Annotated in this window: 18 protein-coding genes and 1 tRNA gene; 10 read left to right on the top strand and 9 right to left on the bottom strand. The window is 64.0% G+C overall.

Annotated elements, in window-relative coordinates:
• Positions 1 to 91: 91 nt before the first annotated feature.
• The 4 genes from IFT65_RS11415 to thiS all read right to left on the bottom strand — a co-directional run bounded on the left by IFT65_RS11415 (position 92) and on the right by thiS (position 3819).
• Positions 92 to 1939, bottom strand: coding sequence for an SLC13 family permease (locus IFT65_RS11415; protein ID WP_188326350.1), 1848 nt, complete (start codon positions 1937 to 1939; stop codon positions 92 to 94).
• 39 nt (positions 1940 to 1978) lie between these two features.
• Positions 1979 to 2713: a tRNA (guanosine(46)-N7)-methyltransferase TrmB gene (gene trmB, locus IFT65_RS11410; protein WP_192081523.1), complete on the bottom strand. Its 735-nt coding sequence runs from the start codon at positions 2711 to 2713 to the stop codon at positions 1979 to 1981.
• Entirely contained in the window at positions 2713 to 3507 is a 795-nt protein-coding gene (locus IFT65_RS11405) for a thiazole synthase (RefSeq protein ID WP_188326352.1), read from the bottom strand. Before IFT65_RS11405 ends, trmB begins: the two co-directional genes overlap by 1 nt.
• A 111-nt stretch (positions 3508 to 3618) precedes the next feature.
• Positions 3619 to 3819: a sulfur carrier protein ThiS gene (thiS, locus tag IFT65_RS11400; RefSeq protein WP_192081522.1), complete on the bottom strand. Its 201-nt coding sequence runs from the start codon at positions 3817 to 3819 to the stop codon at positions 3619 to 3621.
• Positions 3820 to 4006: 187 nt separating this feature from the next.
• Here thiS and IFT65_RS11395 point away from each other — a divergent pair, with 187 nt between their 5' ends.
• Both IFT65_RS11395 and IFT65_RS11390 read left to right on the top strand, forming a co-directional pair.
• Positions 4007 to 5821 (top strand): autotransporter domain-containing protein, encoded by a 1815-nt coding sequence (locus IFT65_RS11395; protein WP_192081521.1) that lies wholly within the window; start codon positions 4007 to 4009, stop codon positions 5819 to 5821.
• 322 nt (positions 5822 to 6143) lie between these two features.
• Positions 6144 to 6217: transfer RNA gene (locus tag IFT65_RS11390), tRNA-Gly, on the top strand.
• Positions 6218 to 6531: 314 nt separating this feature from the next.
• Here IFT65_RS11390 and IFT65_RS11385 read toward each other — a convergent pair.
• Entirely contained in the window at positions 6532 to 9786 is a 3255-nt protein-coding gene (locus IFT65_RS11385) for a transporter substrate-binding domain-containing protein (RefSeq protein WP_192081520.1), read from the bottom strand.
• A 293-nt stretch (positions 9787 to 10079) separates the two neighbouring features.
• Here IFT65_RS11385 and rimK point away from each other — a divergent pair, with 293 nt between their 5' ends.
• The 4 genes from rimK (at position 10080) to IFT65_RS11365 (ending at position 13960) form a co-directional block, all read left to right on the top strand.
• A complete protein-coding gene (gene rimK, locus IFT65_RS11380; RefSeq protein WP_192081519.1) occupies positions 10080 to 10958 on the top strand; it encodes a 30S ribosomal protein S6--L-glutamate ligase in 879 nt (292 codons plus the stop codon).
• A gap of 347 nt (positions 10959 to 11305) precedes the next feature.
• On the top strand, positions 11306 to 11800 hold the full coding sequence (locus tag IFT65_RS11375) for a hypothetical protein (protein WP_192081518.1): 495 nt from the start codon (positions 11306 to 11308) through the stop codon (positions 11798 to 11800).
• Between the two features lie 146 nt (positions 11801 to 11946).
• Entirely contained in the window at positions 11947 to 12624 is a 678-nt protein-coding gene (locus tag IFT65_RS11370; protein WP_188326358.1) for a response regulator transcription factor, read from the top strand.
• Positions 12617 to 13960, top strand: a complete 1344-nt coding sequence (locus tag IFT65_RS11365) for a HAMP domain-containing sensor histidine kinase (protein WP_192081517.1) — start codon at positions 12617 to 12619, stop codon at positions 13958 to 13960. The genes IFT65_RS11370 and IFT65_RS11365 overlap by 8 nt, the downstream gene beginning before the upstream one ends.
• A gap of 109 nt (positions 13961 to 14069) precedes the next feature.
• On the opposite strand, the gene IFT65_RS11360 is transcribed toward IFT65_RS11365, so the two are convergent.
• From IFT65_RS11360 to IFT65_RS11345, 4 genes are all read right to left on the bottom strand, one after another.
• Entirely contained in the window at positions 14070 to 14483 is a 414-nt protein-coding gene (locus IFT65_RS11360; RefSeq protein WP_192081516.1) for a hypothetical protein, read from the bottom strand.
• 390 nt (positions 14484 to 14873) lie between these two features.
• On the bottom strand, positions 14874 to 15491 hold the full coding sequence (gene coaE, locus IFT65_RS11355; protein ID WP_192081515.1) for a dephospho-CoA kinase: 618 nt from the start codon (positions 15489 to 15491) through the stop codon (positions 14874 to 14876).
• Complete coding sequence (locus tag IFT65_RS11350) at positions 15488 to 16351, bottom strand: A24 family peptidase (RefSeq protein ID WP_192081514.1); 864 nt, start codon at positions 16349 to 16351, stop codon at positions 15488 to 15490. Before IFT65_RS11350 ends, coaE begins: the two co-directional genes overlap by 4 nt.
• Before the next feature lie 3 nt (positions 16352 to 16354).
• Positions 16355 to 17614 carry a type II secretion system F family protein gene (locus IFT65_RS11345; protein ID WP_192081513.1) on the bottom strand — a complete coding sequence of 420 codons (1260 nt, stop codon included), beginning with the start codon at positions 17612 to 17614 and terminating at the stop codon, positions 16355 to 16357.
• A gap of 353 nt (positions 17615 to 17967) precedes the next feature.
• Here IFT65_RS11345 and IFT65_RS11340 point away from each other — a divergent pair, with 353 nt between their 5' ends.
• The 4 genes from IFT65_RS11340 (at position 17968) to pilB (ending at position 24643) form a co-directional block, all read left to right on the top strand.
• Positions 17968 to 18414, top strand: a complete 447-nt coding sequence (locus IFT65_RS11340; RefSeq protein WP_192081512.1) for a pilin — start codon at positions 17968 to 17970, stop codon at positions 18412 to 18414.
• Positions 18415 to 18545: 131 nt separating this feature from the next.
• Positions 18546 to 18953 (top strand): pilin, encoded by a 408-nt coding sequence (locus IFT65_RS18875; RefSeq protein WP_192081511.1) that lies wholly within the window; start codon positions 18546 to 18548, stop codon positions 18951 to 18953.
• Between the two features lie 111 nt (positions 18954 to 19064).
• Complete coding sequence (locus tag IFT65_RS11330) at positions 19065 to 22121, top strand: fused MFS/spermidine synthase (RefSeq protein WP_192081510.1); 3057 nt, start codon at positions 19065 to 19067, stop codon at positions 22119 to 22121.
• Positions 22122 to 22918: 797 nt separating this feature from the next.
• Entirely contained in the window at positions 22919 to 24643 is a 1725-nt protein-coding gene (pilB, locus tag IFT65_RS11325; protein WP_192081509.1) for a type IV-A pilus assembly ATPase PilB, read from the top strand.
• The last annotated feature ends 46 nt before the right edge of the window (positions 24644 to 24689 follow it).

Below are 24689 nucleotides of genomic sequence, written 5' to 3'. Positions count from 1 at the left end.
AGCAGCCAACAGCCAACAGCCAACAGCCAACAGCCAACAGCCAACAGCCAACAGCCAGCAGCCGACCCCAAGCCCCCAACCCCAATCCGGCTCAGAACATGATGTTGATCATCGCCACCACCACCATCGTATAGATCAACGACAGCGGCCCCCCCACGCGCCACAGCTCGCGCGGGGTGTAATTGGCCGGTCCCATGACCATCGAGATCACCGGGTTCGACGCGGTCATCAGGTTGTTCGACGCAGACAACGCCACGATCAGCGCGAACGCCGTCGGGTTGCCCCCTGCCGCCAACGCAAGATTGACCGCGATGGGCACCATCACGATGGTCGCGCCCACGTGGCTGATCACCAGCGAGAACGCGGTCGTCAGCAACGCCAGCGCCACTTCCAGCACCCACACCGGGATGCCCTCGGGCAGTTTGTCGATCGTATGCCCCGCCACCCAGGCCGCTGCGCCACTGGAATCCATCGCCCAGCCGAGCGGAATCAGCCCGGCCATCATGAATACCGTCTTCCAGTTGATCGATGCGTAGGCTTCGTCCATCCGCAGCACGCCGGTCAGCAACATGCCGGCCACGCCGGTCATCAGGGTCAGCGCCACCGGCAGGTTGGATGTCAGCGCGATCAGGATGGTCAGCGCGAAGATGGTCATCGCCAGCTTGAACTTGTGTGGCCGCTGCTCGCCCTTGGGATAGTCGGTGACAATGACGAAATCGCGTCCGCGGGCGGCCTGCGCCAGATCGGTCCAGATGCTGTGGAAGACCAGCATGTCGCCGGCGCGCAGCTGCACCTTGCGTACGTCCTCGCGGATCACCTGCTTGTCGCGGTTGATCGCCAGCAGGCTCAGGCCGCGCTCCTTGCGCAGGCGCAGCTCGGCCGCGCTCTTGCCGATCACATCGGAGGTCGGCGGCACCACCGCTTCGGAAATGCCGGCGCGGCTGGGATTGAACAGATCGCCAAGGTGCTTCAATCGGGAGGACATGCGCAGGAACTGGTTCTGCGCGAAGTCACTGACCAGCCGCCGCGAGCCCATCACCCCGATCACGCTGCCCACCCAGATGCGCATCTCGGCCGGCGGTGCCAAGCGGGTGTCGTTGCCGGTCTTCAACGCCAGCAGCAGCGGGGCATCGTGCAGGGTTTCGGCTTCGCCCAGGGTCATGCCGACCATCGGACTTTCGGCGCTGACCACCAGCTCGAAGACATCGCCTTCGATGCCGTAGGTCTTGGCGAAGTAGCTCTCCGTGCGCGCCGGCGTGACCCCGTCATTGGCCAGCGTTTCTTCTTCCACCAGCTTGCGGTTGCCGTAGAAGTGGAAGTACAGCAGCGAGGCGATCAGCAGCGCGACACCGATCGGCAGCGGCGCGAACATCCGCAGCGGCTCAATGGTGGCCAGGCCGGAGGGCAGGTTGTTGTTGGCCGATGCCAGCAGATCGTTGAGCAGGATCAGCGGCGAGTTGCCGACCATGGTCAGCGCGCCGCCCATCACGATGGCTGCGGCGATCGGCAGCAGCAGCCGCTGCAGGGTCAACCCGGTGCGTGCGGCCAGGCGCGAGGCCACCGGCAGGTACAGCGCCATCACCGACGGGTTCTGCATGAAGGACGAGTTCAAGCCGGAAATGGCCGTGGTCATCAACAGCAGGCGCTGCTCCACCCCATGGCCGCGCCGCAGCAGCCACGCCGCTAGTCGGTTCAATGCGCCGGTGCGGTCCAGGCCCGCGCCGAGGATGGTCGTGGCGATGATGCTCATCACCGCGTTACCGGAGAAGCCGGCGAAGATTTCTTCCGGGGCGATCAGGCCGGTGACGCCCAGCACGACCAGCACCACCAGCGCCACCACATCGGCGCGGATGCGGTCGAACAGGAACATCGCCATCGTGAAACCGACCAGCCCGAGGACGAGCTTCATGTCGGTTGTCAGCGTCAGCGCGGTTTCCATGGGGGACGCGTTCCGGTCAGCGTGGGGAAGGGTGGATCTTTACGTGCGGTCGTACAACAGATCCCAAACGCCGTGCCCCAGCTTCTGGCCACGGGTTTCGAAATGGGTCTGCGGCCGCCATTCCGGGCGCGGTACATGGCCGCGCGCGCCGGCACGGTTGACCAGCCCATCGGTCGCGTCAAGCACGTCCCACATCTGCTCGGCGTAGTCTTCCCAATCGGTCGCGCAATGCAGGCGGCCACCTGGACGCAGCTTGCGCACCAGCAGGTCGGCGAAGGCCGGCTGCACCAGGCGACGCTTGTTATGGCGCTTCTTGTGCCACGGATCCGGGAAATAGATGCGCACCTCATCGAGCGCGCCATCGGCGATTTCCTTCTCCAGCACTTCCACGGCGTCGTGGTGGTACAGGCGGACGTTGTCCACATCGTCGTCAGCCAGCGCGTTGAGCAGGCGGCCGACACCCGGCGCATGCACTTCGATGCCGATGTAATCGCGGCTGGCGTCCTGCTGCGCAGCGAAACGCAGGGCAACGCCATTGCCGAAACCGATCTCGAGCACCTTGTGCGCATCGCGTCCGAAGGTGGTGGCCAGGTCGCGGACTTCACCAGTGAAGTCCAGGCCGAAACGCGGCCAGCGGTCATCGAACGCGCGCTGCTGGGCCGGGGTGAAACGACCTTGGCGCAGCACGAAACTGCGGATCTCGCGGCGGCCTTCGTGCACGGTGAACGGCTTGGCGGGCGCCTTGGAGCCGGTACTGGAAAACGGGTCGGTCATCAGCCGATCAATCCATCAAGGGGGGAAGAGGCGCTGGCGTAGCGCTTGCGCGGAATGCGGCCAGCCAGGAAGGCCTCGCGGCCAGCTTCCACGGCCTTGCGCATCGCGCTGGCCATCAGCACCGGATGGCGGGCACCGGCAATGGCGGTGTTCATCAGCACGCCATCGCAACCCAACTCCATGGCAATGGCCGCATCGGACGCGGTACCTACACCGGCATCCACGATGATCGGCACCTTGGCATCTTCGATGATCTGCAGCAGGTTGTACTTGTTCTGGATGCCCAGGCCCGAGCCGATGGGCGCAGCCAGCGGCATCACCGCGGCGCAGCCGATCTCTTCCAGCCGCTTGGCCAGGATCGGGTCGTCGGAGGTATAGACCATCACCTCGAAGCCGTCCTTCACCAGGATCTCGGCCGCCTTCAGCGTGGCCACCACGTCCGGGTACAGCGACTTCTGGTCACCCAGCACTTCCAGCTTGGTCAGGTTGTGCCCGTCCAGCAGTTCGCGTGCCAGCCGGCAGGTGCGCACGGCGTCTTCAGCGGTGTAGCAGCCGGCAGTGTTGGGCAGGATCGTGAAGCGATCCGGCGGCAGCACGTCCAGCAGGTTCGGTTCGCCCGGATTCTGGCCGATGTTCGTGCGGCGGATGGCCACGGTGACGATCTGCGCGCCCGCGGCCTCGGTGGCCAAGCGGGTTTCTTCCAGATCCTTGAACTTGCCGGTGCCGGTGAGCAGGCGCGAGGCGTACGTCTTGCCGGCAATCACCAGCGAATCAGAGGGGGCATGTTCGATCATGTCGCGGATTATCCCCTAGTTGGCAGCGCCGGGCCATGCTCGGCGAGCGCAGCGGTGAGCATCACCCGGTTGGTAGCGCCGAGCCATGCTCGGTGAGCGCAGCGGTCAGCGTCACCCACCGCCCAGCGCGTGCACGATCTCCACCACATCGCCGTCCGCCAGCACATGCATGGCATGCAGGCTGCGGGTCACGATCTCGTTGTTGACCTCTACCGCCACGCGACGTTCCAGCAACTGCTCGCGTTGCAGCAACTCGTGCAAGGTGGTGCCGGAGGGCAGGGTGCGGGCTTCGCCATTGAGCTGGATGTTCATGTCGGCATTGTCCCCGATGCGTCCGGCGAAGGCACGCGGGCGGTGCCCGTCATCGGACAGGGATGTCGCTGAAGGACCCCAAGAGCGACAATGCATGTCGCGGCGCAGCGTGACTTTGGCTGCGCGGGTGAAACCATTGCACCGTGCGCTGGCGTACTGCCGGCGATTGATACCACAGGAGTTCCACATGTTGTTCAGCAAACGTCCCGTCCGCACCCTGATTGCCGCCGCAGTCGCCCTCGCTGCGCTGCCGGCCATGGCGGTCGAACCGGCCTTCAACCGCACGGTGTTCATCGGCGACAGCTTGACCGACAGCGGATACTTCCGCCCGCTGCTGCCCGCTTCGGTACAACCGGTGACCGGCAAGTTCACCACCAACCCGGCATGGGTGTGGGCTGAACACGTGGCCGATTATTACGGTACCAACGCCACCCCGAACGGCAACGGCCAGACCGGTGACAACTACGCCGCCGGCGGCGCCACCGTGGCGACCGACGTGGTGGGTCCGCTGGGCCCGACCCCGTCGCTGGCCACCCAGGCCAGCCGCTATCTGGCGGCCAACGGCGGCAAGGCGGATCCGAACGCGCTGTACACGGTGTGGGGCGGTGCGAACAATCTGCTGGGCATCACCAGCCCGGCGCAGGCTCCTGCGGTCATCGGCGCGGCCGTGACCAGCCAGATCGGCATTGTCGGCACCCTGCAGGCGGCCGGTGCCAAGTACGTGGTGGTGCCGAACCTGCCGGACATCGGCCTGACCCCGATGGCCCGTGCCGGTGGCCCGGCGGCGATGGCGCAGTACACCGCGGTCGCCTCGGCCTACAACAACGCCCTGTACGGCGGCCTGACCCAGGCGGGCATTGAGTTCATCCCGCTGGATACGTTCACCATCCTGCGTGAAATCGTCGCGGATCCGAGCACCTATGGCTTCCGCAACGTGACCAACGCGGCCTGCACCGTGGCCTCGTCGGTCACCTGCAATCCGACCAGCCTGGTCGCGCCGGATGCGGCGACCGCCTATGTATTCGCCGATGGCATCCACCCGTCTGCAGCCACCCACGAAATGCTTGGCCAGTACGCGATTTCCGTGCTGGAAGCTCCGCGCCTGCAGCAGGTGCTGACCCATTCGGCGCAGACCGTCGGCCGTTCGCGCGCTGACCAGGTCAGCCTGCACCTGGGCGGCGCACCGGCCGATGGCCTGTCCTGGTGGGGCGGCCTGCGCGGCGACATGCAGCGCTACGACCACGCCGACCTGTACGACGGCATGGCCCCCGCCGGCCTGTTCGGTATCGACTGGGCCCGTGATGGCATGGTCGTCGGTGGCTTCGCCGGCTACGGCCGCATGGATGCCGACTTCGGCAACAGCCAGGGCGATTTCACCCAGTCCGACACCACGGCCGGCCTGTTCGCCGGCTGGTACGGCGAGCGTACATGGGTCAACGGCCAGGTCAGCTACAGCTGGCTGGACTACGACGTCACCCGCAAGGTGCACCTCGGCCCGGCAACCCGCGAGCACAAGGGATCGCCGGAAGGCAGCAACCTGACCGCCGCGCTGAACGCAGGCTACGAGTTCGGTGAAGAGGGCAGCTTCCGCCACGGCCCGGTGGCCGCGGTGATCTGGCAGAAGATCAAGCTGGACGGCTATCTGGAAAGCAACGCCAGCAGCACCGCGTTGGGTTACAACAACCAGGATGCTGATTCCACCGTGGGCCGCCTCGGTTGGCAGGCGCGTCTGGACGGCGGCAGCATCAAGCCGTACGTGCAGATCACCTATGACCACGAGTTCGAAGACCGCCAGGACGGCAGCGCCTTCCTGCAGAGCCTGCCGGGCGTGGGCAGCTACCGCGTGCCGGGCCTGAAGTTCGACAAGGACTACGCCACCGCCATCCTGGGTGCGCGCATGGAACTGTTCGGCCTGCAGAGCAACATCGGCCTGAGCGCGACCACGATGCAGAAGAAGGCGATGGACACGTCCGTCTTCGCCAGCGTCAGCGGCGCGTTCTGACCCTGATCCGGAATGACGGCCGCTGGCCGTCATTCCGGACGGCTATGGGCATGGGTAGAGCCGACTTCAGTCGGCTTCTCTCACCGCCCCAATCCGCGGGCTGCCGGTGCAGCCCGGTAGAGCCGACTTCAGTCGGCTTGTCTCACCGCCCCAATCCGCGGGCTGCCGGTGCAGCCCGGTTGAGCCGACTTCAGTCGGCTTCTCTCACCGCCCGGATTTCTGACGCGCTGGTGCAGCCGACTGAAGTCGGCTCTACCAGTCAGGTGACGGCATGCGCGCATTGCGCTCATGCCACCCCGCCGCCTAAACTGTGCTCCGCGATGCGGGTGTAGCTCAATGGTAGAGCTGTAGCTTCCCAAGCTACTGACGAGGGTTCGATTCCCTTCACCCGCTCCACTGTTGCAAATCAGTCCGCAAGTGATTGATTGGGCCATGCCCAGCATTCGATGCCATGCGGAAAAGCGCGCATCACCCGCCCGCAGATCGATACGCTGGCCGATGCGGGCGCGCCTGCATCAGAAGAACGTGTGGAAAGTCGCCCCAAGCCGGCCGATCCGCTGTGCTGGTGTGCACGCGATCCAACTGCCTGCTGCATTGCGGCTCAGGGGGCAGCGGCCTGCCTTGGCAGGTTCGCCGCAATGTTCGGTGTCGTACTGGTCCAGCGAACGCAGGGCGCTGTCTACAAGGCTCAGATCCTTGCAGACGCCCGGCTAGGGTTCGCCCTGCTGCCGGTGTGTTACGTCGGTTCGACTCAGCAGGGCGCGCGCGACGGCATCTCCCAGTTCGTTGAGCGACGCGGATTTGGGCAACAGTTCTTCAATGCCAGCAGACGCGCTCAGCGCAATCTCGTCAGGGAAGATACTTGCGGTCAGCGCGATGATGGGCAGATCGCGTGCTGATCCTTCCGTCGCTCGGATTTCCCGGGCCAGCGTGTAGCCGTCCATCACGGGCATCTGGCAATCCGTCACCAAGAGATCGAACCGCCCGTCGCGCAACGCTGCGAGCGCCTGTGCGCCGTCTTCCACGGCGACGCATTCCACGCCCAGTTGCCCCATCCGCCACTGGATGATCTCCCTGCTGGTGGCATCGTCTTCTGCTACCAGAACGCGCCATCTGCGTCCCGGTGGCGGGGCAGGCAACAAGGAAATTGGCCTGGTGTTCGACGGTGCGACCTCCCCAGCAGTGGCCGGTTCTGGCGTCAACACGGCGAGGCGCAAGGAAAGAACGGCGCAGGTTCCCTGGCCTGGCGTGCTCTTAAGCTCCAGCTCGCCTCCCATCAGGTCGGCCAAGCGGCGACTGATGCTGAGGCCCAGGCCCGTGCCGCCATACTTTCGTGCGGTTGAAAGGTCTGCCTGGGTGAAAGGCTCGAATATGCGCTCCAGCTGGTCGGCAGGGATGCCGATGCCAGAGTCGGTGACAGAAAAGGCCAGGCATTGCTCACCCACCGCATCGGCCACGACGTCGACACGTAGGGACACTTCACCGTGCGCGGTGAACTTGATGGCGTTGCTGGTGAGATTCATCAGTATCTGTTGAAGTCGAAGTTCATCGGCCAGTACGCGGCTGGCGACGGCAGGGGCGAGCGTTGCCGACAGGACAAGCCCCTTGGCGGCGGCTTGTGGGGCAAGCATCGCGTGCACCGTGTCCACTGAATCGGCAAGATCAACGGCGGTCCATTCCAGTGTCAGCGCGCCTGCCTCGATCTTCGACATGTCCAAGGTGTCATTGAGCAACTGGCGCAACACCGCCGCGGATCGATTGATCTTGGCGAGGATCGCACCCTGTTCCTGGTCGAGGCCGGTGTGGCCAAGAACTTCGAGCATGCCGGCTACGCTACTCATCGGCGTGCGGATTTCGTGGCTCATGGTGGCCAGGAACTCGTCCTTCGCTTTGCCGGCTTTCTCAGCGACTGCAATAGCGTCTTCCAGGGCAATCGATGCTTCGTGCGACTCGGTCACGTCCACCCAGTAGCCACTCCACTCCGTACCGGCTTCCGTGTTTTCCGTAAGCTCGCCCTTGGAGTAGATCCAGCGCCATCCTTCCGGGGACAGGGCCCGGAACTGGAATGACAACCCTGTGCCTGTGGCGGCGGCATCTTCTGTTGCATCGACCAGTATCTTCTGATCATCAGGATGGACCCGAGCGAATAGTGCGCGCTCGTCCTCGAGCACGTCTGACAGCTCAACGCCGAAAAGTGAAAAGACATCGCCAGCTACATAGGGGAAAGTGAAGGTGCCATCCGGGGCGCGGTGGACCTGGTAAACGATGGCAGGTAACTTGCGGGTGACCCGGGACAGCCGATTTTCTGCAATGCGACGCTGGGACACCTCGCGTCGAAGCCTCATGTGGCCAACGGTGTGGACGAGGCCGCCAGTGAGGAGAATCAACAAGGCAGGCAACGCCCAGAGCATGACCCGCCGCCAATTGATCGCCGGTTGGTCGCCAACGCCCAGCCAATCGTTTCGAATGCGTTCCCGTTCTCCCGCAGCCACATTGCCGACAACCTGATCAAACGCGGAGGCCAGGGCGGCGCTGTTCCCAAAGGCCGCAAGCGTCAAACGGTCCTCAATTCCCGCTGGTGCAGCAATCTGCAGCCGCCCCGCGTACGCATCGCGGAGATACGGATCCACCACAGCAAGATTGCCGACATAGGCGTCTGCACCGTCTCCGTCCAAGAGCTTGAGGGCTGTCGCCGCATCGGCTGCAGTGATGAGTCGAACGTCGGGCGCTTGCGCCTTGAGGAGCGGTCCAAACCTGTCTGGCTCGGACAGCACGACCCGCCGGTGGTTGAGATCGCGCAGGTCAATGACTCTGGGTGCGCCAACGTGGGTAAGGATGACATTTGGAATGGTGATGAACGGCTCGCTGAAACGCCAGCCCGCGCTTGCCTCCGCGTTGGTCATGGGGACGGCCAGTGCCGCATCTATCGTCCTGTCCCGCATTGCCCGCTGCAGCGCCTCGCCCTCCTCGAATTCCACGATCTGCAGATTCCTGGCGCCGGCTTCCACGAATCGCTGCAAGTAATCTCCGGCAATCCCTGACGGTTTGCCCTGCTTGTCGCGAAAAGCGATGGGTTCCCAATTCAGGGGAACGCCCAACTTTATGGGCTGAGAGAGGACCTTTGTCTCTTCAGGAGAAAACCGTATGCCCGTGTTGACGGCCCATTCCAAGGGCGTGAGCCACTTCACGCGCAGCGCAACACGCGTCGCTTCTGGCAGCGAATTGAGTGCCACGTCCAAGGCTTCAGCAAACGGCTGAGCATCATTTGGAACGCCGAAGTAGAGATTCATGGGGGGAACGTCGGGACGCTGCAGCAGGGTCAGTCCGCGCAGTGGTTCCTGCTTGGTCAAGTGCTGTATGACGTACGCGTTGCCGATATAGAGGTCGGCGTCCTCAAGCACCACGCTCTTCAAGGCGGCCAGCGTTCCGCTGGCAGGCACGATCTGAGCGCGGGGATAGCGATCCCGGACGCCGACGGCTGTGACCTGATCATCTTCAACCGCTATCCGTAGACCCACCAGGTCGAGGCTGGTGATGGACCGGCGATCACTGGAGCGCGCCGTTATGCCCAGGGGAGCCGTGGCAAATTTCTGCGTGAACACCATGCAGCGGGTGCGCGCGGACGTGAGCTGCACGTCCATGACCACGTCGATGTCGCCTGCGCAGGCAGCCTGAAGCACCGCCTCCCAGCCAGGATAGGTCCTGGGCTCCAGGCTCACGCCAAGTGCGGTCGCTGCGGCCTGCAATGTCTCTGGAGCGAAGCCGGAAAGCCGAGCGTTTTCGACTTTCTCAAAGGGCAACCAATCGTTGTCATAAACACCGACCCGGATGACCGGATGGGCATGCAGCCACGCACGTTGTTCCGGCGTCAGCGGCAGCTCAGGTGCCTGAGCATGGGACAGCGTGCTGCTGGCAGCGCAACACGTTGCCAGCAGCCATCCGAACACCATGCCAAGACGCATCATCCTCCCTCAGGTCGTACAACCAACTCAGCTTAATGAAGACAATGAGAAAATGGCGTGTCGATGGATGATGGGCAGTGCCGCCACCTCATTGGTGTGTGCTGTGAAGGTGGACCCGGCAAGGGCAGTGGAGTGATCCGCATAATGCATGGCAGCGAGGCCCATTTATGGCCCTGAGGACGCTGAGATCGGAGCGAGGGCGAGAGCTGGATCAGCGTCCGGTCGCCCGTGCTCGACCGCCGGGCATCGTCACCGCGCACACGCTATGCTGCGCGCTTCTGCACGGCCCGGCTCCGATGAAACTCGCCATCCTTTCGCGCAACAGCAAGCTGTATTCCACCCGGCGCCTGGTAGAGGCCGGTCGCAGCCGCGGCCACACCGTACGCGTGCTTGATCCGCTGCGCTGCTACATGCGGATCGCCGCCGACGGCTTCACCATGCATTACAAGGGGAAGCCGATGACCGGGGTGGATGCGGTCATCCCGCGGATCGGTGCCTCGGTCACCCGCTACGGTACGGCCGTGCTGCGCCAGTTCGAGCTGATGGGCGCCCGCACCCCTAATCCGTCCGATGCGATCCTGCGCTCGCGCGACAAGCTGCGTGCGCACCAGCTGCTGGCTGCCAAGGGCATCGACATGCCGGTGACGGTGTTCGGCGACAACCCGGATGACACCGTGGACCTGCTGTCCATGCTCGGCCCGCCGCCGCATGTGGTGAAGCTCAACGAGGGCACCCAGGGGCGGGGGGTGATCCTGACCGAAAAGGCCAGCGCCTCGCGCGGCATCGTCGAGGCCTTGCGCGGCCTGTATGCCAACTTCCTGATGCAGGAGTTCATCGGCGAGGCCCAAGGGGCCGACCTGCGCTGCCTGGTGGTGGGCGATCACGTCGTGGCCGCCATGCAGCGGCAGGCACCAGAGGGTGATTTCCGTTCCAACCTGCATGCCGGCGGCAGCGCGCATCCGGCCAAGGCCAGCCGGGCGGAGGCGCAGATGGCGGTGCGATCGGCCAAGGCGCTGGGCCTGAGCGTGGCCGGCGTGGATCTGATCCGCTCCGCACGCGGGCCGCTGGTGCTGGAAGTGAACTCCACCCCCGGCCTGGAGGGCGTGGAAGGCGCCTGCAACGTTGACATCGCAGGTCGCATCATCGCCCACGTCGAAAAGATCGTCAGCCGCTAGCGCCGTCGATGCCGTCAGTCCGGTAGCGCCGAGCCACGCTCGGCGGAAAGCCCCCCACAAGCGCCCGCCTGCAGGCCGCTTATATAACTCGTTGAAATAAAAAGACTTCCTGCGATTCCGAAAGCGCAGGGTTCCGTTTAACGACCCTTTAATTGCGCGTGTCGTAATCTCCTTCCTACCGCAGCTCTGCCTCATCAGCAGGATCGGTATCGGGATATGAAATTTTAAGGCCCGGGCGTGTTCGCCCGGGCTTTTTTTTTATCTGACGTGCAGTAAGGGCCAGTGCGCCCTTGATTCCGTCGTCACATGCCTCGTACAGTCTCTTTTCATTCATGGAGGTGACGGGTATGAAATCGTGGCAGAAGGCGGTCTTGATGGCTGCGCTGGGCATGGCCTGCAGCACCGCTGCATACGCGGAATCCCCGAAGCAGAACGACGCCACCCCCGTCCAGCTGGACCTGAACGTGCCGGCCAAGGAGCAGCTCAGCGCGGTCGAACGCGCGCTCCACAGCGAGCGGTACAGCGAAATCACCTTGGATGAAAAGAGCAAGGTCAGCGCCGCCATCAACCGCATCCGCGTCCGCCTTGGCGACAACGACACCGTGGAGCAACTCAATCCGCAGGCACGCACGGAAGTGCTCAATGACGAAGCGGTGGTCAACACCATCCTCGGCCGCGCCCATGCCGACAGCCGCATGGTCTGCCGCCGCGAGCGCGCCACCGGCACCAACCGCCCCGAACGCCTTTGCCTGACGGTTGCGCAGCGGCGCGAGGCGACCGAGCGTGCCCGCAAGGACATGAGCACCCTGACGCGCCCCAGCCCGAAAGACGTGAACCTCTGACGTTGACGCGCCCTGCGCGCCCCTTCGTGTGAAATGTTAATGCCCGGGGCTGTATGGTTGGCGTCAGCCGCCAACAGGCCCGGGTCGTAACCTTCCAGGTTGCGACCGCGCCAAGGCAGGCATCCCACCACGAACCAGAGGTCCCAGTGCGAATTCTCGTCATCGAAGACAACAGTGATATTGCCGCCAACCTCGGCGACTACCTCGAGGACCGCGGGCACACGGTCGACTTCGCCGCCGACGGTGTGACGGGCCTGCACCTGGCCGTCGTACACGAGTTCGACGCCATCGTGCTGGATCTGAACCTTCCCGGCATGGACGGCATTGAAGTCTGCCGCAAGCTGCGCAACGAAGCCCGCAAGCAGACTCCAGTGCTGATGCTGACCGCCCGTGATTCGCTGGACAACAAGCTGGCCGGCTTTGATTCCGGTGCGGACGATTACCTGATCAAGCCGTTCGCGCTGCAGGAAGTGGAAGTGCGGTTGAACGCGCTGTCCCGCCGCGGCAAGGGTGTGCAGACCCGCGTGCTGGAAACGGGCGATCTGGAATACAACCTCGACACCTTGGAAGTACGTCGCCAAAGCAAGCTGCTGCAGCTCAACCCGACCGCGCTGAAGATCCTGCAGGCGCTGATGGAAGCCTCGCCGGCCGTCGTCACCCGCCAGGAGCTGGAAACCCGCGTCTGGGGCGAAGAACTTCCAGATTCGGACTCCTTGCGCGTGCACATCCATGGCCTGCGCGCCGTGGTGGACAAGCCTTTTGAAGTTCCGATGATCCAGACCCGTCATGGCATCGGCTACCGGATCGCTGCACCGGATGCCTGAAGACCCCGTACGCAGGGGGCGTCGCCGGCGCGGACCTTACCGTCGTCGGCTGCGCAGCCGCATCATCGTCTCCTTCGTGCTGTTGGGCTTCTGCCTGACCACGCTGTTTGCGTTCGCCACGAACTGGGCGCGCGCGCGCGTGGAAAACCAGCTCGTCGAAGACGTGATGAACCGGAACATCGACGAGTACGCCAAGCGCTACTACTCCGATCGCAGCCGCAATCCGGACCTGCCCGTGCAGCAGATCCGGGCGTTCTTGTACCCACGCGACAAGTTCGACCGCGTCCGCGAAGAGCGGCCCGAGTGGGCTGGCTTGCCCAATGGCAACCACAACGTCAGTGGTCTGGACGAGGATGGCAAGCCGTACGCCTACAAGCTGGCTGTGCGCAAAGCCGATGACGCCTGGTTCTTCCTTGCCTACGATATGACCGAGGCCACGCGGGGTGAGGCGCAGCTGAAACGCGCGCTGTGGATCTCCGTGCTGGTCTTCAGCCTGCTGTCCTTGGTGCTCGGCTGGTGGTCCGCTTCCAAGGTGATGAAGCCCGTATCGGACCTGGCCAAGCGGCTGCGTGCGTATCGCGGCGGCACCAGTGACCCCGAACCGCTGGCACCGCGTTTTCCTGACGACGAAGTGGGGCAGCTGGCACAGGCGCTGGACGATTATTCGTCGCGGCTGACCGAGGTGGTGCAGCGCGACCGCGAGTTCAATGCCGACGTCAGCCATGAGCTGCGCACGCCGCTGGCGGTGATCCGCGGTGCCACCGAGCTGCTGCTGACCCGGCCCGGGCTGGATGAGAAAGTATTGCAGCGCCTGCAGCGCATCCAGCGTGCCGAACAACAGTGCAGCGATCTGATCGGCGCATTGCTGCTGCTATCGCGCAATGAGCGCGGGCAGGGCACCAGCAACGTGGCGCGGGTGGCCGAACAGTTGCTCGAATCGCACCGTGCTCAGCTGGGCGGGAAGCCCATCACCCTGACCTTGGAAGGTGACCGCGACCTGATCGTGGATGCACCGGAATCGGCATTGTCGGTGGCGTTGGGCAACCTGATCGGCAACGCGGTGAAGTATTCGCAGGACGGCGAAGTGCGGGTCAACGTGGGCAACAACGCCGTATCGGTGGCCGACAGTGGGCCCGGCCTGAGCGAAGAAGACGCCGCCAAGCTGTTCCAGCGCGGTTACCGCGGCACCCACGCCGGTCACTCGCAGGGCGGCGGCATCGGCCTGTCGATCGTCAGCCGCCTGTGCGACCTCTACGGCTGGCAGGTCAGTGTCCGCCCCGGCGGCGACCGGGGTGTCGTGGCCACGTTGACCTTCGCCCCCAAGCTGCTGGGCTGACGGCAACGAGGGTAGTGACGGCCGCTGGCCGTCAATGCGTGCCGCTGCGCTCGCCGAGCACGGCTCGGCGCTACCCGGATGGTGCCCACTGCTCGGCCCGCAACGCGCTTCATCGCCCAGCGTCCAGTACAGCCACCGCCGAGTCTGCCAACTCCCTACCAGCTAACAGCAGGCCCTGTTCGACGCGCGCATCCAGCGACGACCGGCCATCATCCTGCTGCCGTGTCCGGTGCACGGCATGCAGCAGGCGCATCACTGCACTCAGTGCAGCCAGATTCCTGCTCACGCGCGCAAGTTCGGCGCAGCGATCGACCGGCACTCCGGCCTCTCCCCACGGCTCGCCATCGCCGGCATCACCGCGCTGCATTGAATCGAGGAAGTCGATCAGCGCAGGCTTTGGCTCGGGCATTCCGCCCTCAGCCAACGCCGCGTCCAGCCGTTCAACCAGATGGAAGGGGATGTCCAACACCGCATCGCCGATCAGGGCGTGCAGCCGTGCACCAGGGGGAGAGAATGCTGCCATGAAAGCCCTCGCAGAGTCGTAAAGCCACCTGCCCAGCGGCGAGGTGGCGGACGGTGCGGGTTGGCGTACCGGGCCTCAACTGGAATAACCGGCGGATATGGGAATCCCCACGCACCGCCCGCCGCAGAACGGCAGGGCAGTGCATTCTCCGCCGTGCCCGGAACGGGCCACAACAGAGTTATCCAGCTAAGAGCAACGGGACGCCAATCCCGGCCGGAACTGCTCGTTCCAGCCCGGTCATCGTGGGCAGAACTGCCACGCGCGTACATCAGGAAAGCTGTGGTTTGCGCGGGAGGCCCGCGGGTCGACTTGACCACAGGGCTGGCAAGCGGGGGGCGTGAACGTGCCGCGCCGCTGCGCTTGCCGAGCGTGGCTCGGCGCTACCAGGAATCAGGCCGCGGCGGTCGCAAGTTGCAGGTAGATCGCATGCAACCGCTCGACCTGCGCCTGCAATGCATCCGGGTGGCCATCGTTGGGCACCACATCGTCCGCCAGGGCGAGCCGCTGCGCGCGGCTGGCCTGCGCGTCAATCATCTGCTGCGCCAGCACCGCGTCGCTGCCATCTCGCTGCATCAGCCGGGCAAGTTGAAGGGCTTCCGGCGCGTCCACCACCAGTATCCGATCCAGCCACGCATAAGCATCGCGGCCGCCAGCTTCGGTAAGCAAGGGGATGGCGGCAATGGCGTAGGGGCTTTCCGCCTGCGCGCACTGGTCGTGCAGCATTTGGCGAATGGCCGGGTGGGTGATCGCTTCCAGCGCTTTACGCTCGGCCACGGCGGCAAACACATGAGCACGTAGTCGGCTGCGGTCCAGCGTGCCATCGGCCTGCAGCATGTCCGGCCCGAAGCGTTCGGCGATCATCGCCAGCGCCGGGCTGCCTTGGGACACCACTGCACGGGCAGCCACATCGGCGTCGGCCACGGTGACGCCAAGCGCTTCAAAGCGGCGGGTCACTTCGCTTTTACCGGAGGCGATGCCCCCGGTCAGGCCGACCACGAACCGGCTCATCGCAGGTTCGCGTAACTCAGGTAGGCATTGATCAGCGGCTCGCCCCACATGAAGACCAACCAGCCGGCGATGGCCAGATAGGGGCCGAACGGGATCGGCGTCGCGCGGTCGCGGCCTTGGCTGTACAGCAGGATGGAGCCGATGATCGCGCCCACCACCGACGACAGCAGGATGATCGGGAGGATGCCCTTCAGGCCTACCCAGGCGCCCAGCGCGGCCAGCAGCTTGAAGTCGCCGTGGCCCATGCCTTCCTTGCCGGTCAGCTGTTTGAAGATCCACCAGACCGACCACAGTGACAGATAGCCCACCAGCGCACCCAGCAGGGCAGGCTTGGCCGGCATGTACAGGTTATCGACCGCGCCGATCAGCCCCAGCCACATCAAGGGCAGGGTGAGCTGATCCGGCAGCAGCTGCGTTCGCACGTCGATGCCGGACAGCGCCACCAGGAAACACGACAGTACGATGGCGCCGAAGCCCTGCCAGCCGAAGCCGAACTGCCACACGCTGGCCAGCACCAGTACGGCGGTCAGCAGCTCGACCAGCGGATACTGGATGGAGATCGGGGCGTGGCAATGACGACACTTCCCACGCTGGATCAGCCAGCTGAACAGCGGGATGTTCTCGTACCAGGCCAGCTTATGCTTGCAATGCGGGCAGTGGGACGGCTCCACCACGATGCCAGGCGGCGGCGGCTCGTAGATGTCCTCCTGCTCCAGCACCTCGTGCGCGTCACGCTTCCACTGCCACTCCAGCCGCTTGGGCAGGCGCAGGATGACGACGTTGAGGAAGCTGCCGAGCAACAACCCCAGGCCGGCCGCGGCGGGAAAGCCGAGGCCAGGATGCTGGTCTAGAAATGCCATGTGTTATCCAACCACCGCGCCGAGTTTGAAGATGGGCAAGTACATGCCGATCACCATACCGCCAACGACCACGCCAATGAAGACCATGATCATCGGTTCCAGCAGACTGCTGAGCGCATCGACGGCGTTGTTGACCTCTTGCTCGAAGTACTCCGCCACCTTGAACAGCATGGTGTCCAAGGCGCCGGCCTCTTCGCCGATGGCGGTCATCTGCACCACCATGTGCGGGAACAGGTTGATCTGCTTCATCGCCATGTTGACGGGGTAGCCGACCGACACGTCGTCACGCATGCGCAGCACGCCTTCTTCGTACACCTTGTTGCCGGTTGCGCCTGCGACGATGCCGAGGGCTTCGACCAGCGGGACACCGGCTTTGAAGGTGACGGCGGTGGTGCGGGCGAAGCGGGCGATCGAGCTGTTGTGCATGATCTGGCCAACCACCGGCACACGCAGAATGAATCGATCCATCGCATGCTGCATCTTAGGCGAGCGCTTATAGGCCATCACGAACCCTACGATCGAACCGCCAAGTGCGATTGCGATCAACCACCACCACGACACCATGAAACGTGAGAGATTCACGATCATCTGCGTAAACGCAGGTAGCTCGGCGCCAAAGCCTGCAAAAACATCCTCAAACTGCGGGACCACGAAGATGAGCAGAATCGCCGAGACGATCAACGCAACGGCGATCACCATGGCTGGATAAAAAAGCGCTTTCTTAATCTTGCCTTTAAGCGCTTCAATGTTTTCCTTGTAGTTCGCAACCGTGTCCAGAACGGTCTCGAGAACGCCCGCGCCTTCGCCGGCACGGACCAAGTTGCGATAAAGCTCATCGAACTGGACGGGATGTCTGCTGATTGCCTCGTGGAGCGAAGACCCGCCTTCGATATCCGTACGGATGGTGTCAACCATCTTCTTCATGCGCGGGTTCTTGTGTCCCCCGCCAATGATCTCCAATGAAGACACGATCGGCACGCCCGACTTCATCATCGTCGCCATCTGCCGACTGAAGAACGCGATGTCCTTCGGAGTAACCGGCTTACCCGCTTGCCCGAACAATGGCTTGGACTTGGGCTTGACAACCTTAGGCGTAATTCCCTGGCGCCGCAGCTCGGCCTTCAACAGATTAGCGTTTTTCGCCAACTGTTCGCCCTTCATCTTCACGCCGCGCTTGTCGGTCCCCTCCCAGACAAACGGCGCCATTTCCATGGTGCTGCGCGCCACGGGTTCTTTCTTCATCGCACTGCGACTTGCTGACATCTTGGGCTCCCCGGCCTACCATCCCCAGTAGGCATCTATCCCGCGATGCTAGCGGATTCACAGCCGTCTGGGCAGTGTACCGGGGCCCCCATACGTCCGGGATATCTCGGATGGTCCAAATGTGACGCAATACGTCACATTGATGACGATGTCGCACTGAAGGGAACCCAGTTTCCGCAGATGGCGAAATGCTGCCATCATTGCTACGGGATCGGCGGCGGCGTGCTGGGGAAGTTGGCACGCAACCTGCTTAGATCTCTCTGCGAGGTGCCGCGGTCCACTGAATCGGTGGAACCACTGGCTCCGGCTGCGGTGCCTGTTGTTCAATTACTCAACTCTTGGGGATGTATAAAATGAAGAACCAGAAAGGTTTTACGCTCATCGAACTGATGATCGTCGTAGCAATCATTGCAATCCTGGCTGCAATTGCGCTGCCGGCGTATCAGGATTACACCGTCCGTGCTCGTGTGTCGGAAGGTCTGACGCTCGCATCTGCTGCCAAGACCGTTGTTGCTGAGAACGCTAGCAACGGTTCCTCTGACTTGGGTCAGGGTTACTCGTTCGCCAACGCAACGACGAATGTGAAGTCGATCGCCGTTGCCAAGGCGACTGGTGCGATCACCATCACGATGAACCCGAAGGCTAAGGACGTTGTCCTGACCCTGACCCCGAAGAGCGCCGGTGCAGCGCTCGCTGCTGGCACCGTTCCGGGCGACGTGATCACGTGGGAATGCAAGGTCTCTGCTGCAACTAGCGACAAGTATGTCCCGGCTGAGTGCCGTACTGCTGCTGCGACCTAATGCAGTTGGGGATGTAGGAGGCGCGAACCTCGGTTCTCAAGCCTGCTACTGACCGAAACCCCTTTCGTTATCGAGAGGGGTTTTTTTTTAACGCTGATATCGGCGGATCTGACCTGATAGGGGGAGAGGTCATGAGCAAGGGTTTTTCGTTGATCGAGATGATGGTCGTGGTGGCGATCATCGCCATACTTGCAGGCATCGCTGTTCCGGCATACCAGAACTACCTTGTGAGGGCTCGTGTAATAGAGGCATTAACGAGCATTGGTGCGCACAAAGTCACAGTTGCTGAGAACATTGGTACAAGTGCTGCACTTGACCCGCGTGCCTGCAACAATGTTGGTTCCTCTGGTAGTGCAACAGTCAATGTGACATCCATCGAGTGCAATAGCGACGGAGTTCTCACAGTAAAGACGTCCAAAGTTGCTGGTTCAGTGACGCTCTCGCTGACGCCCGAGGTCACCGCAGATAATCTCATCCGTTGGAAGTGTCGCCTTGAGGAGGGCTTGGAGCGCTACGTACCGTCTGAGTGTCGCGGGTGAGGCCCGTTCTCGTTATGTTGCTTGCTCCAACAGGCGCGACGGACCCCGCTGAGAGTCGAGGCGGAGTCATTTTAATGGCTTGGTAGACTTCTACCTCTCTCTATGTGGAGCATGAGCCGAATGCCCGTCGCTGTACGCCAGCTCAGCATCTATCTCCTCCCCATCTTCATCCTCTCCGGCTTCGCCGGCCTGATCTACCAGTCCATCTGGAGTCAGTACCTCGGCCTGTTCCTCGGCCACTCGTCCCACGCCCAATCCCTCGTCCTCATGCTCTTCATGGGCGGCATGGCCTTGGGCGCATGGTGGGCCAGCCGGCGCAGCACCGGGTGGCGTTACCCCCTGCTGGCCTACGCCGCCATCGAGCTGCTGATCGGCATCCTCGGTCTCGTATTCGACTGGACGTTCCAGGGCATCACCGGCGTGGCATACACGTACCTGTTGCCGGGGCTGCAAGGGCAGGGAGCCACCGCCTTGCGTTGGCTGCTGGCGACGATATTGGTATTGCCGCAATGCATCCTGCTCGGCGCAACGTTCCCTTTGATGAGCGCGGGTTACCTGCGTGCGCAGCCGCAGGCGCAAGGCGAAGTGTTGGCGGGCCTTTATTTCGCGAACAGCATCGGCGCGGCGTGTGGCGCACTGGCATCCACGTATCTCCTGCTGCCTGCGTTGGGCTTGCCGGGTGCGGTGATGGTGGCCGGGGCGCTGAATATCGTCGTGGCCGCGCTGATCTATCCACTGGCGCGGGGCGGAACAGGTTACGCAGTCAACGCGAAGGCCGACGACCCCGCATCACCCCCGCGAACCGGCGAAGAGAGCGGGCGCGCTACCACCCGGAGCGCGCCGGTGCTGGCCGTGCTCAGCATCGCGCTGCTGACCGGAGCAACCTCGTTCGTCTACGAAATAACCTGGGTGCGCATGCTGTCGCTCGCTCTGGGCACCACGTTGCATTCGTTCGAACTGATGCTGGCGGCTTTCATCGCCGGCATCGCCTTTGGTGGGCTGTGGCTGCGCCACCGCGCCGACCGCATGGCCTCTCCCCTACGCGTGGCGGGCTGGGTGCAGGTGCTGATGGGCCTTGCCGCGTTGGCGTCGATGTTCGTCTATGCGCAGGCCTTCGAGTGGGTCGGCTGGCTGATGCGGGTGATTGTGCGCAGTGCGGATGGCTACGGTCTGTATAGCGTGGCCAGTGCGGTAATCGCGGTGGCGGTGATGTTCCCGGCGGCGTTCTTCGCAGGCATGACCCTGCCGCTACTGACTCTGGCGCTGCTGCGCGACGGGCGCGGTGAAAAGGTGATCGGGCAGGTGTATGCGTTCAATACGCTGGGTGCGATCGTCGGTGTGCTGGCCGCCGTACATGTCCTGATGCCGATGCTGGGGTTGAAGTACGCACTGCTGGTCGCGGCGGTGGCAGACATAGGTTTGGGGGTGTGGCTGCTGTGGCCAATCGCGAGCCGTGAAAAAGTGGCTCCTCGCACAGGCTCCCGGACGGGTGCGTTCATTGCCGTCGCGTTGGGTCTTGCCGGTGTCGTCGTGGCTGTCAGTCTGGTGCGCTTCGATCCGCTGGTACTCAGTTCGTCGGTGTATCGCCACGGGGGTGCACGCCTGCATGACAGCGCGAAGATGCTGTTCTTCAAGGATGGCCAGACCGCCACCGTGTCTGTATTTGAGACCGATCGCGGCGCCGGTCCGGTGCGTTCCATTGCCACCAATGGCAAGGTGGATGCGGGCATGACGGTCGCCCTGGACCAGGAGCCCAGCGGCGATGAGTCCACAATGGTGCTGCTGGGGGCGTTGCCTTTGGCGCTGGGCCATGGCGTTGATCGGGTGGGGGTGATCGGCTTTGGATCCGGCCTTACCACGCACACGCTGCTGGGCGATCCGCGCGTGGGGCGTGTGGACACGGTGGAGATCGAACCGGCGATGGTGGAGGGCGCGCGCCTGTTCGGTGATCGTGTGTCGCGCGCCTATACCGATCCACGCTCGCATATCGTCATCGACGATGCCAAGGCGCACTTCGCGGGCAGTGGGCAGCGGTACGACCTGATCATCTCCGAGCCCTCCAATCCGTGGGTGGGCGGCACGGCGTCGTTGTTCAGCGATGAGTTCTATGCGTTTGTGCCAAGGCAGCTCAACGAGGGTGGGCTGTTCGTGCAGTGGCTGCAGTTGTACGAGATCACGCCGGAGCTGGTGTCGTCCGTACTGGATGGGCTGGTGGATCATTTCAGCGATGTTCGTGCGTATCTGGCCAACGATTCAGACCTGATCATCGTGGCCACGCCGAAAGGCCGGCTGCCGGAGCTCAACGCGGGAATCTTCGACCAGCCGGCGCTGCGTGCGGAGCTGGCGCGCGTGGGCGTGCATGGGCTGAATGACCTGCGCGACACCTTCGCCATGGGAGATGCTGCGCTGCGTGCGTATCCGGCTTTGTATCCGTCGCCGCGTCATTCCGATTACCACCCAATTCTGACCCTGCGCGCGCCAGTGGCCCGCTTCCAGCAGGGGTATGTCGGTGACGTGGAATCCATCATGACCGCGCCCTGGCCGCTGACCCGCGACTGGGGTGGGCCGGAGCCGCGACTGCCCCGCGCGGATGGCAGCCAGTTGAATCTGCAGGTGCTGCAGCGTCGCACCACCGCGCAGCTGTTGTCCCAGCGCCTGCAGCATGGCGCGGACCTGCCTGGCGGCGGCGACCATGCGTTGGCGGATACGCTGCGCACACTGGGCGCTCGGTGCGAGCTGGAGGTTACGCCGCTGGAGACGGCCGGGCTGGTGTTCTTCCTGGCGGGGGAGACCGTGCCGTTTCTTTCACCCGAAGAACGCGAAGCGCTGTGGGTGAGGCCGACGTGGCGGCCTTGCCCGCTGCGCGATCCGACGGTGATTGATGCGCTGGCCTTGGTGTCGGCTGCCGCGTCTAATGACCATGCACAGGTGCTGGCGACCGGGCAGCGGTTGCTGGAAGGGCCGCATAGCGCGGGGCTGCTGGCGGATGCGCGGTCAGGGTATTACCTGTTCGGCGCGCTGCAGCACGCTGCGTGGGCGAGTGGTGACACGCGATTAGCGCGGGCGCTGTCGGATCGCTATTGGGATGCGCTGGGGCCGGATGCGCGTGCCAGTGGCCGGCTGCGGTTGCTGACCTACATGGCCGCGCTGGGGAAACAGGACCGGTAGGCCCGAGCCGTGCTCGGCGGATTCTGTCCGGGAATGCGGTGCCTGACGCAGGCCGCGCTTCGCGCCCGCCGACCATGGGTCGGCGCTACCGGGCGATCGGCAATCCGGTAGCGCCGAGCCGTGCTCGGCGGGTTCTGTACGGGAATGCGGTGCCTGACCCAGGCCGCGCTTCGCGCTCGCCGACCATGGGTCGGCGCTACCGGGTGATCGGCAATCCGGTAGCGCCGAGCCGTGCTCGGCGGGTTCTGTCCGGCATTGTGGTGCCTGACGGAGGCCGCGCTTCGCGCTCGCCGACCATGGGTCGGCGCTACCGGGCGATCGCCAATCCGGTAGCGCCGAGCCGTGCTCGGCGGATTCTGTCCGGGAATGCGGTGCCTGACGCAGGCCGCGCTTCGCGCTCGCCGACCATGGGTCGGCGCTACCGGGTGATCGGCAATCCGGTAACGCCGAGCCGTGCTCGGTGGACTCTGTCCGGGATTGTGGTGCCTGACGCAGGCCGCGCGTTGCGCTCGCCGACCATGGGTCGGCGCTACCGGGTGATCGGCAATCCGGTAGCGCCGAGCCGTGCTCGGTGGGTTCTGTCTGGGAATGCGGTGCGTGACGCAGGCCGCGCGTTGCGCTCGCCGACCGTGGGTCGGCGCTACCGGACGGCCCCGCCGGTGATCCGCTGGAGGCAGTGCAGGGCAACGTGGCTGACTCAGGTAAGATGTAACGGCTGCAGGGGGAGCCGGCAGCGGACCAACAATGCAGGGCCATGCGGGGCGGGATGCGCCGGGTGGTCTGGAGTGAGGAGCCGCATGAACGCAGTTGCCACCGCTAACCTCGTCGGTATCACCGGCATCGCGCGCCGTCTGGTGCAGGACGGTGCGTTGGATGAAGCCGGCGCCCGCGATGCGATGGCCAAGGCGACCGCTGCGCGGTTGCCGCTGCCGCAATGGTTCGCCCAGAACAAGGTCGTCACCGCCTCGCAGCTCGCCGCGGCCAACGCGCTCGAGTTCGGCATGCCGCTGTTCGATGTCAGCGTGTTCGACGCCAACCAAAGCGCGATCAGCCTGGTCAGCGAGGAACTGCTGCGCAAGCATCACGTGCTGCCGCTGTTCAAGCGGGGCGGCAAGCTGTACGTGGGCACCAGCAACCCCACCCATTCGCTGGACGAAATCAAGTTCCACACCAACCTGGTGGTGGAGTCGATCCTGGTGGACGACGACCAGATCCGCCGGGCGCTGGAGCAGTGGCAGACCAGCCACGATTCGATGACCTCGTCCATGGGCGACGACGACGAGGGCATGGCGAACCTCGAGATCGGCACCGACGACGACATGGCAGCGACCGATTCGGGCATCGACGCCAAGGGCGACGACACCCCGGTGGTGAAGTTCGTCAACAAGGTGCTGGTGGATGCAATCCGCAAGGGCGCATCGGATATCCATTTCGAGCCCTACGAAGATGACTATCGGGTGCGCCTGCGCATCGATGGCCTGCTGAAGATGGTGGCCCGTGCGCCGGTCAAGTTGAACCAGCGCATCGCGGCGCGCCTGAAAGTCATGGCGCAGCTGGATATCGCCGAAAAGCGCGTGCCGCAGGATGGGCGCATCAAGCTCAACCTGAGCAAGACCAAGCAGATCGACTTCCGCGTCAGCACCCTGCCCACGTTGTTCGGTGAAAAGGTGGTGCTGCGTATCCTGGACGGCAGTGCGGCCAAGCTGGGTATCGACAAGCTGGGCTATGAGGCCGATCAGCAGAAACTGTTCCTGGACGCCATCCACAAGCCGTACGGCATGGTGCTGGTGACGGGACCGACCGGCTCGGGCAAGACCGTGTCGCTGTACACCGCGCTGGGCATCCTGAACGATGAAACGCGCAATATCTCCACGGCCGAAGATCCGGTGGAAATCCGCCTGCCCGGCGTGAACCAGGTGCAGCAGAACAACAAGCGCGGCATGACGTTTGCCGCCGCGCTGCGTTCGTTCCTGCGCCAGGATCCGGACATCATCATGGTCGGCGAAATCCGCGACCTGGAAACCGCCGAGATTGCGATCAAGGCGGCGCAGACCGGTCACATGGTGCTGTCCACGCTGCATACCAATGACGCGCCGCAGACCATCGCACGCCTGATGAACATGGGCATCGCGCCGTACAACATCACCAGTTCGGTCACGCTGGTGATCGCCCAGCGCTTGGCGCGTCGCCTGTGCAACAACTGCAAGCGCCGCACCGACCTGCCGGCGCATGCCTTGCTGGCCGAGGGTTTCACCCAGGCACAGCTGGATGCGGGCATCGAACTGTATGAAGCCGTCGGCTGTGATGAGTGCACCGAAGGCTACAAGGGCCGTACCGGCCTGTATCAGGTGATGCCGATGACCGACGAGATCTCGACGATCATCCTGGCTGGCGGCAACGCGCTGCAGATTGCCGATGCCGCCCAGGCGATCGGCGTGAATGACCTGCGCCAGTCCGCGTTGATCAAGGCTGGCAAGGGCGTGACCAGCCTGGCTGAGATCAACCGCGTGACGAAGGACTGAGGGTGCTGACGGCCGCTGGCCGTCATTCCTGGATCTGACGGCCAGC

It is taken from the genome of Stenotrophomonas sp. CFBP 13725 (assembly GCF_014841935.1).
Classification (GTDB): domain Bacteria; phylum Pseudomonadota; class Gammaproteobacteria; order Xanthomonadales; family Xanthomonadaceae; genus Stenotrophomonas.
The sequence above is the reverse complement of the archived record's forward strand: the minus strand, read 5'-3'. Positions and strand labels throughout refer to the sequence as shown.

Excerpts from the sequence above, each read along its gene's own strand:
- IFT65_RS11340 (WP_192081512.1), top strand. The coding sequence starts at position 17,968 with ATGAAGAACCAGAAAGGTTTTACGCTCATCGAACTGATGATCGTCGTA.
- rimK (WP_192081519.1), top strand. The coding sequence starts at position 10,080 with ATGAAACTCGCCATCCTTTCGCGCAACAGCAAGCTGTATTCCACCCGG.
- IFT65_RS11360 (WP_192081516.1), bottom strand. The coding sequence starts at position 14,483 with ATGGCAGCATTCTCTCCCCCTGGTGCACGGCTGCACGCCCTGATCGGC.
- IFT65_RS18875 (WP_192081511.1), top strand. The coding sequence starts at position 18,546 with ATGAGCAAGGGTTTTTCGTTGATCGAGATGATGGTCGTGGTGGCGATC.
- thiS (WP_192081522.1), bottom strand. The coding sequence starts at position 3,819 with ATGAACATCCAGCTCAATGGCGAAGCCCGCACCCTGCCCTCCGGCACC.
- IFT65_RS11345 (WP_192081513.1), bottom strand. The coding sequence starts at position 17,614 with ATGTCAGCAAGTCGCAGTGCGATGAAGAAAGAACCCGTGGCGCGCAGC.
- trmB (WP_192081523.1), bottom strand. The coding sequence starts at position 2,713 with ATGACCGACCCGTTTTCCAGTACCGGCTCCAAGGCGCCCGCCAAGCCG.
- IFT65_RS11375 (WP_192081518.1), top strand. The coding sequence starts at position 11,306 with ATGAAATCGTGGCAGAAGGCGGTCTTGATGGCTGCGCTGGGCATGGCC.
- IFT65_RS11365 (WP_192081517.1), top strand. The coding sequence starts at position 12,617 with ATGCCTGAAGACCCCGTACGCAGGGGGCGTCGCCGGCGCGGACCTTAC.
- IFT65_RS11350 (WP_192081514.1), bottom strand. The coding sequence starts at position 16,351 with ATGGCATTTCTAGACCAGCATCCTGGCCTCGGCTTTCCCGCCGCGGCC.
- IFT65_RS11385 (WP_192081520.1), bottom strand. The coding sequence starts at position 9,786 with ATGATGCGTCTTGGCATGGTGTTCGGATGGCTGCTGGCAACGTGTTGC.
- IFT65_RS11405 (WP_188326352.1), bottom strand. The coding sequence starts at position 3,507 with ATGATCGAACATGCCCCCTCTGATTCGCTGGTGATTGCCGGCAAGACG.
- IFT65_RS11330 (WP_192081510.1), top strand. The coding sequence starts at position 19,065 with ATGAGCCGAATGCCCGTCGCTGTACGCCAGCTCAGCATCTATCTCCTC.
- IFT65_RS11415 (WP_188326350.1), bottom strand. The coding sequence starts at position 1,939 with ATGGAAACCGCGCTGACGCTGACAACCGACATGAAGCTCGTCCTCGGG.
- coaE (WP_192081515.1), bottom strand. The coding sequence starts at position 15,491 with ATGAGCCGGTTCGTGGTCGGCCTGACCGGGGGCATCGCCTCCGGTAAA.
- IFT65_RS11395 (WP_192081521.1), top strand. The coding sequence starts at position 4,007 with ATGTTGTTCAGCAAACGTCCCGTCCGCACCCTGATTGCCGCCGCAGTC.
- pilB (WP_192081509.1), top strand. The coding sequence starts at position 22,919 with ATGAACGCAGTTGCCACCGCTAACCTCGTCGGTATCACCGGCATCGCG.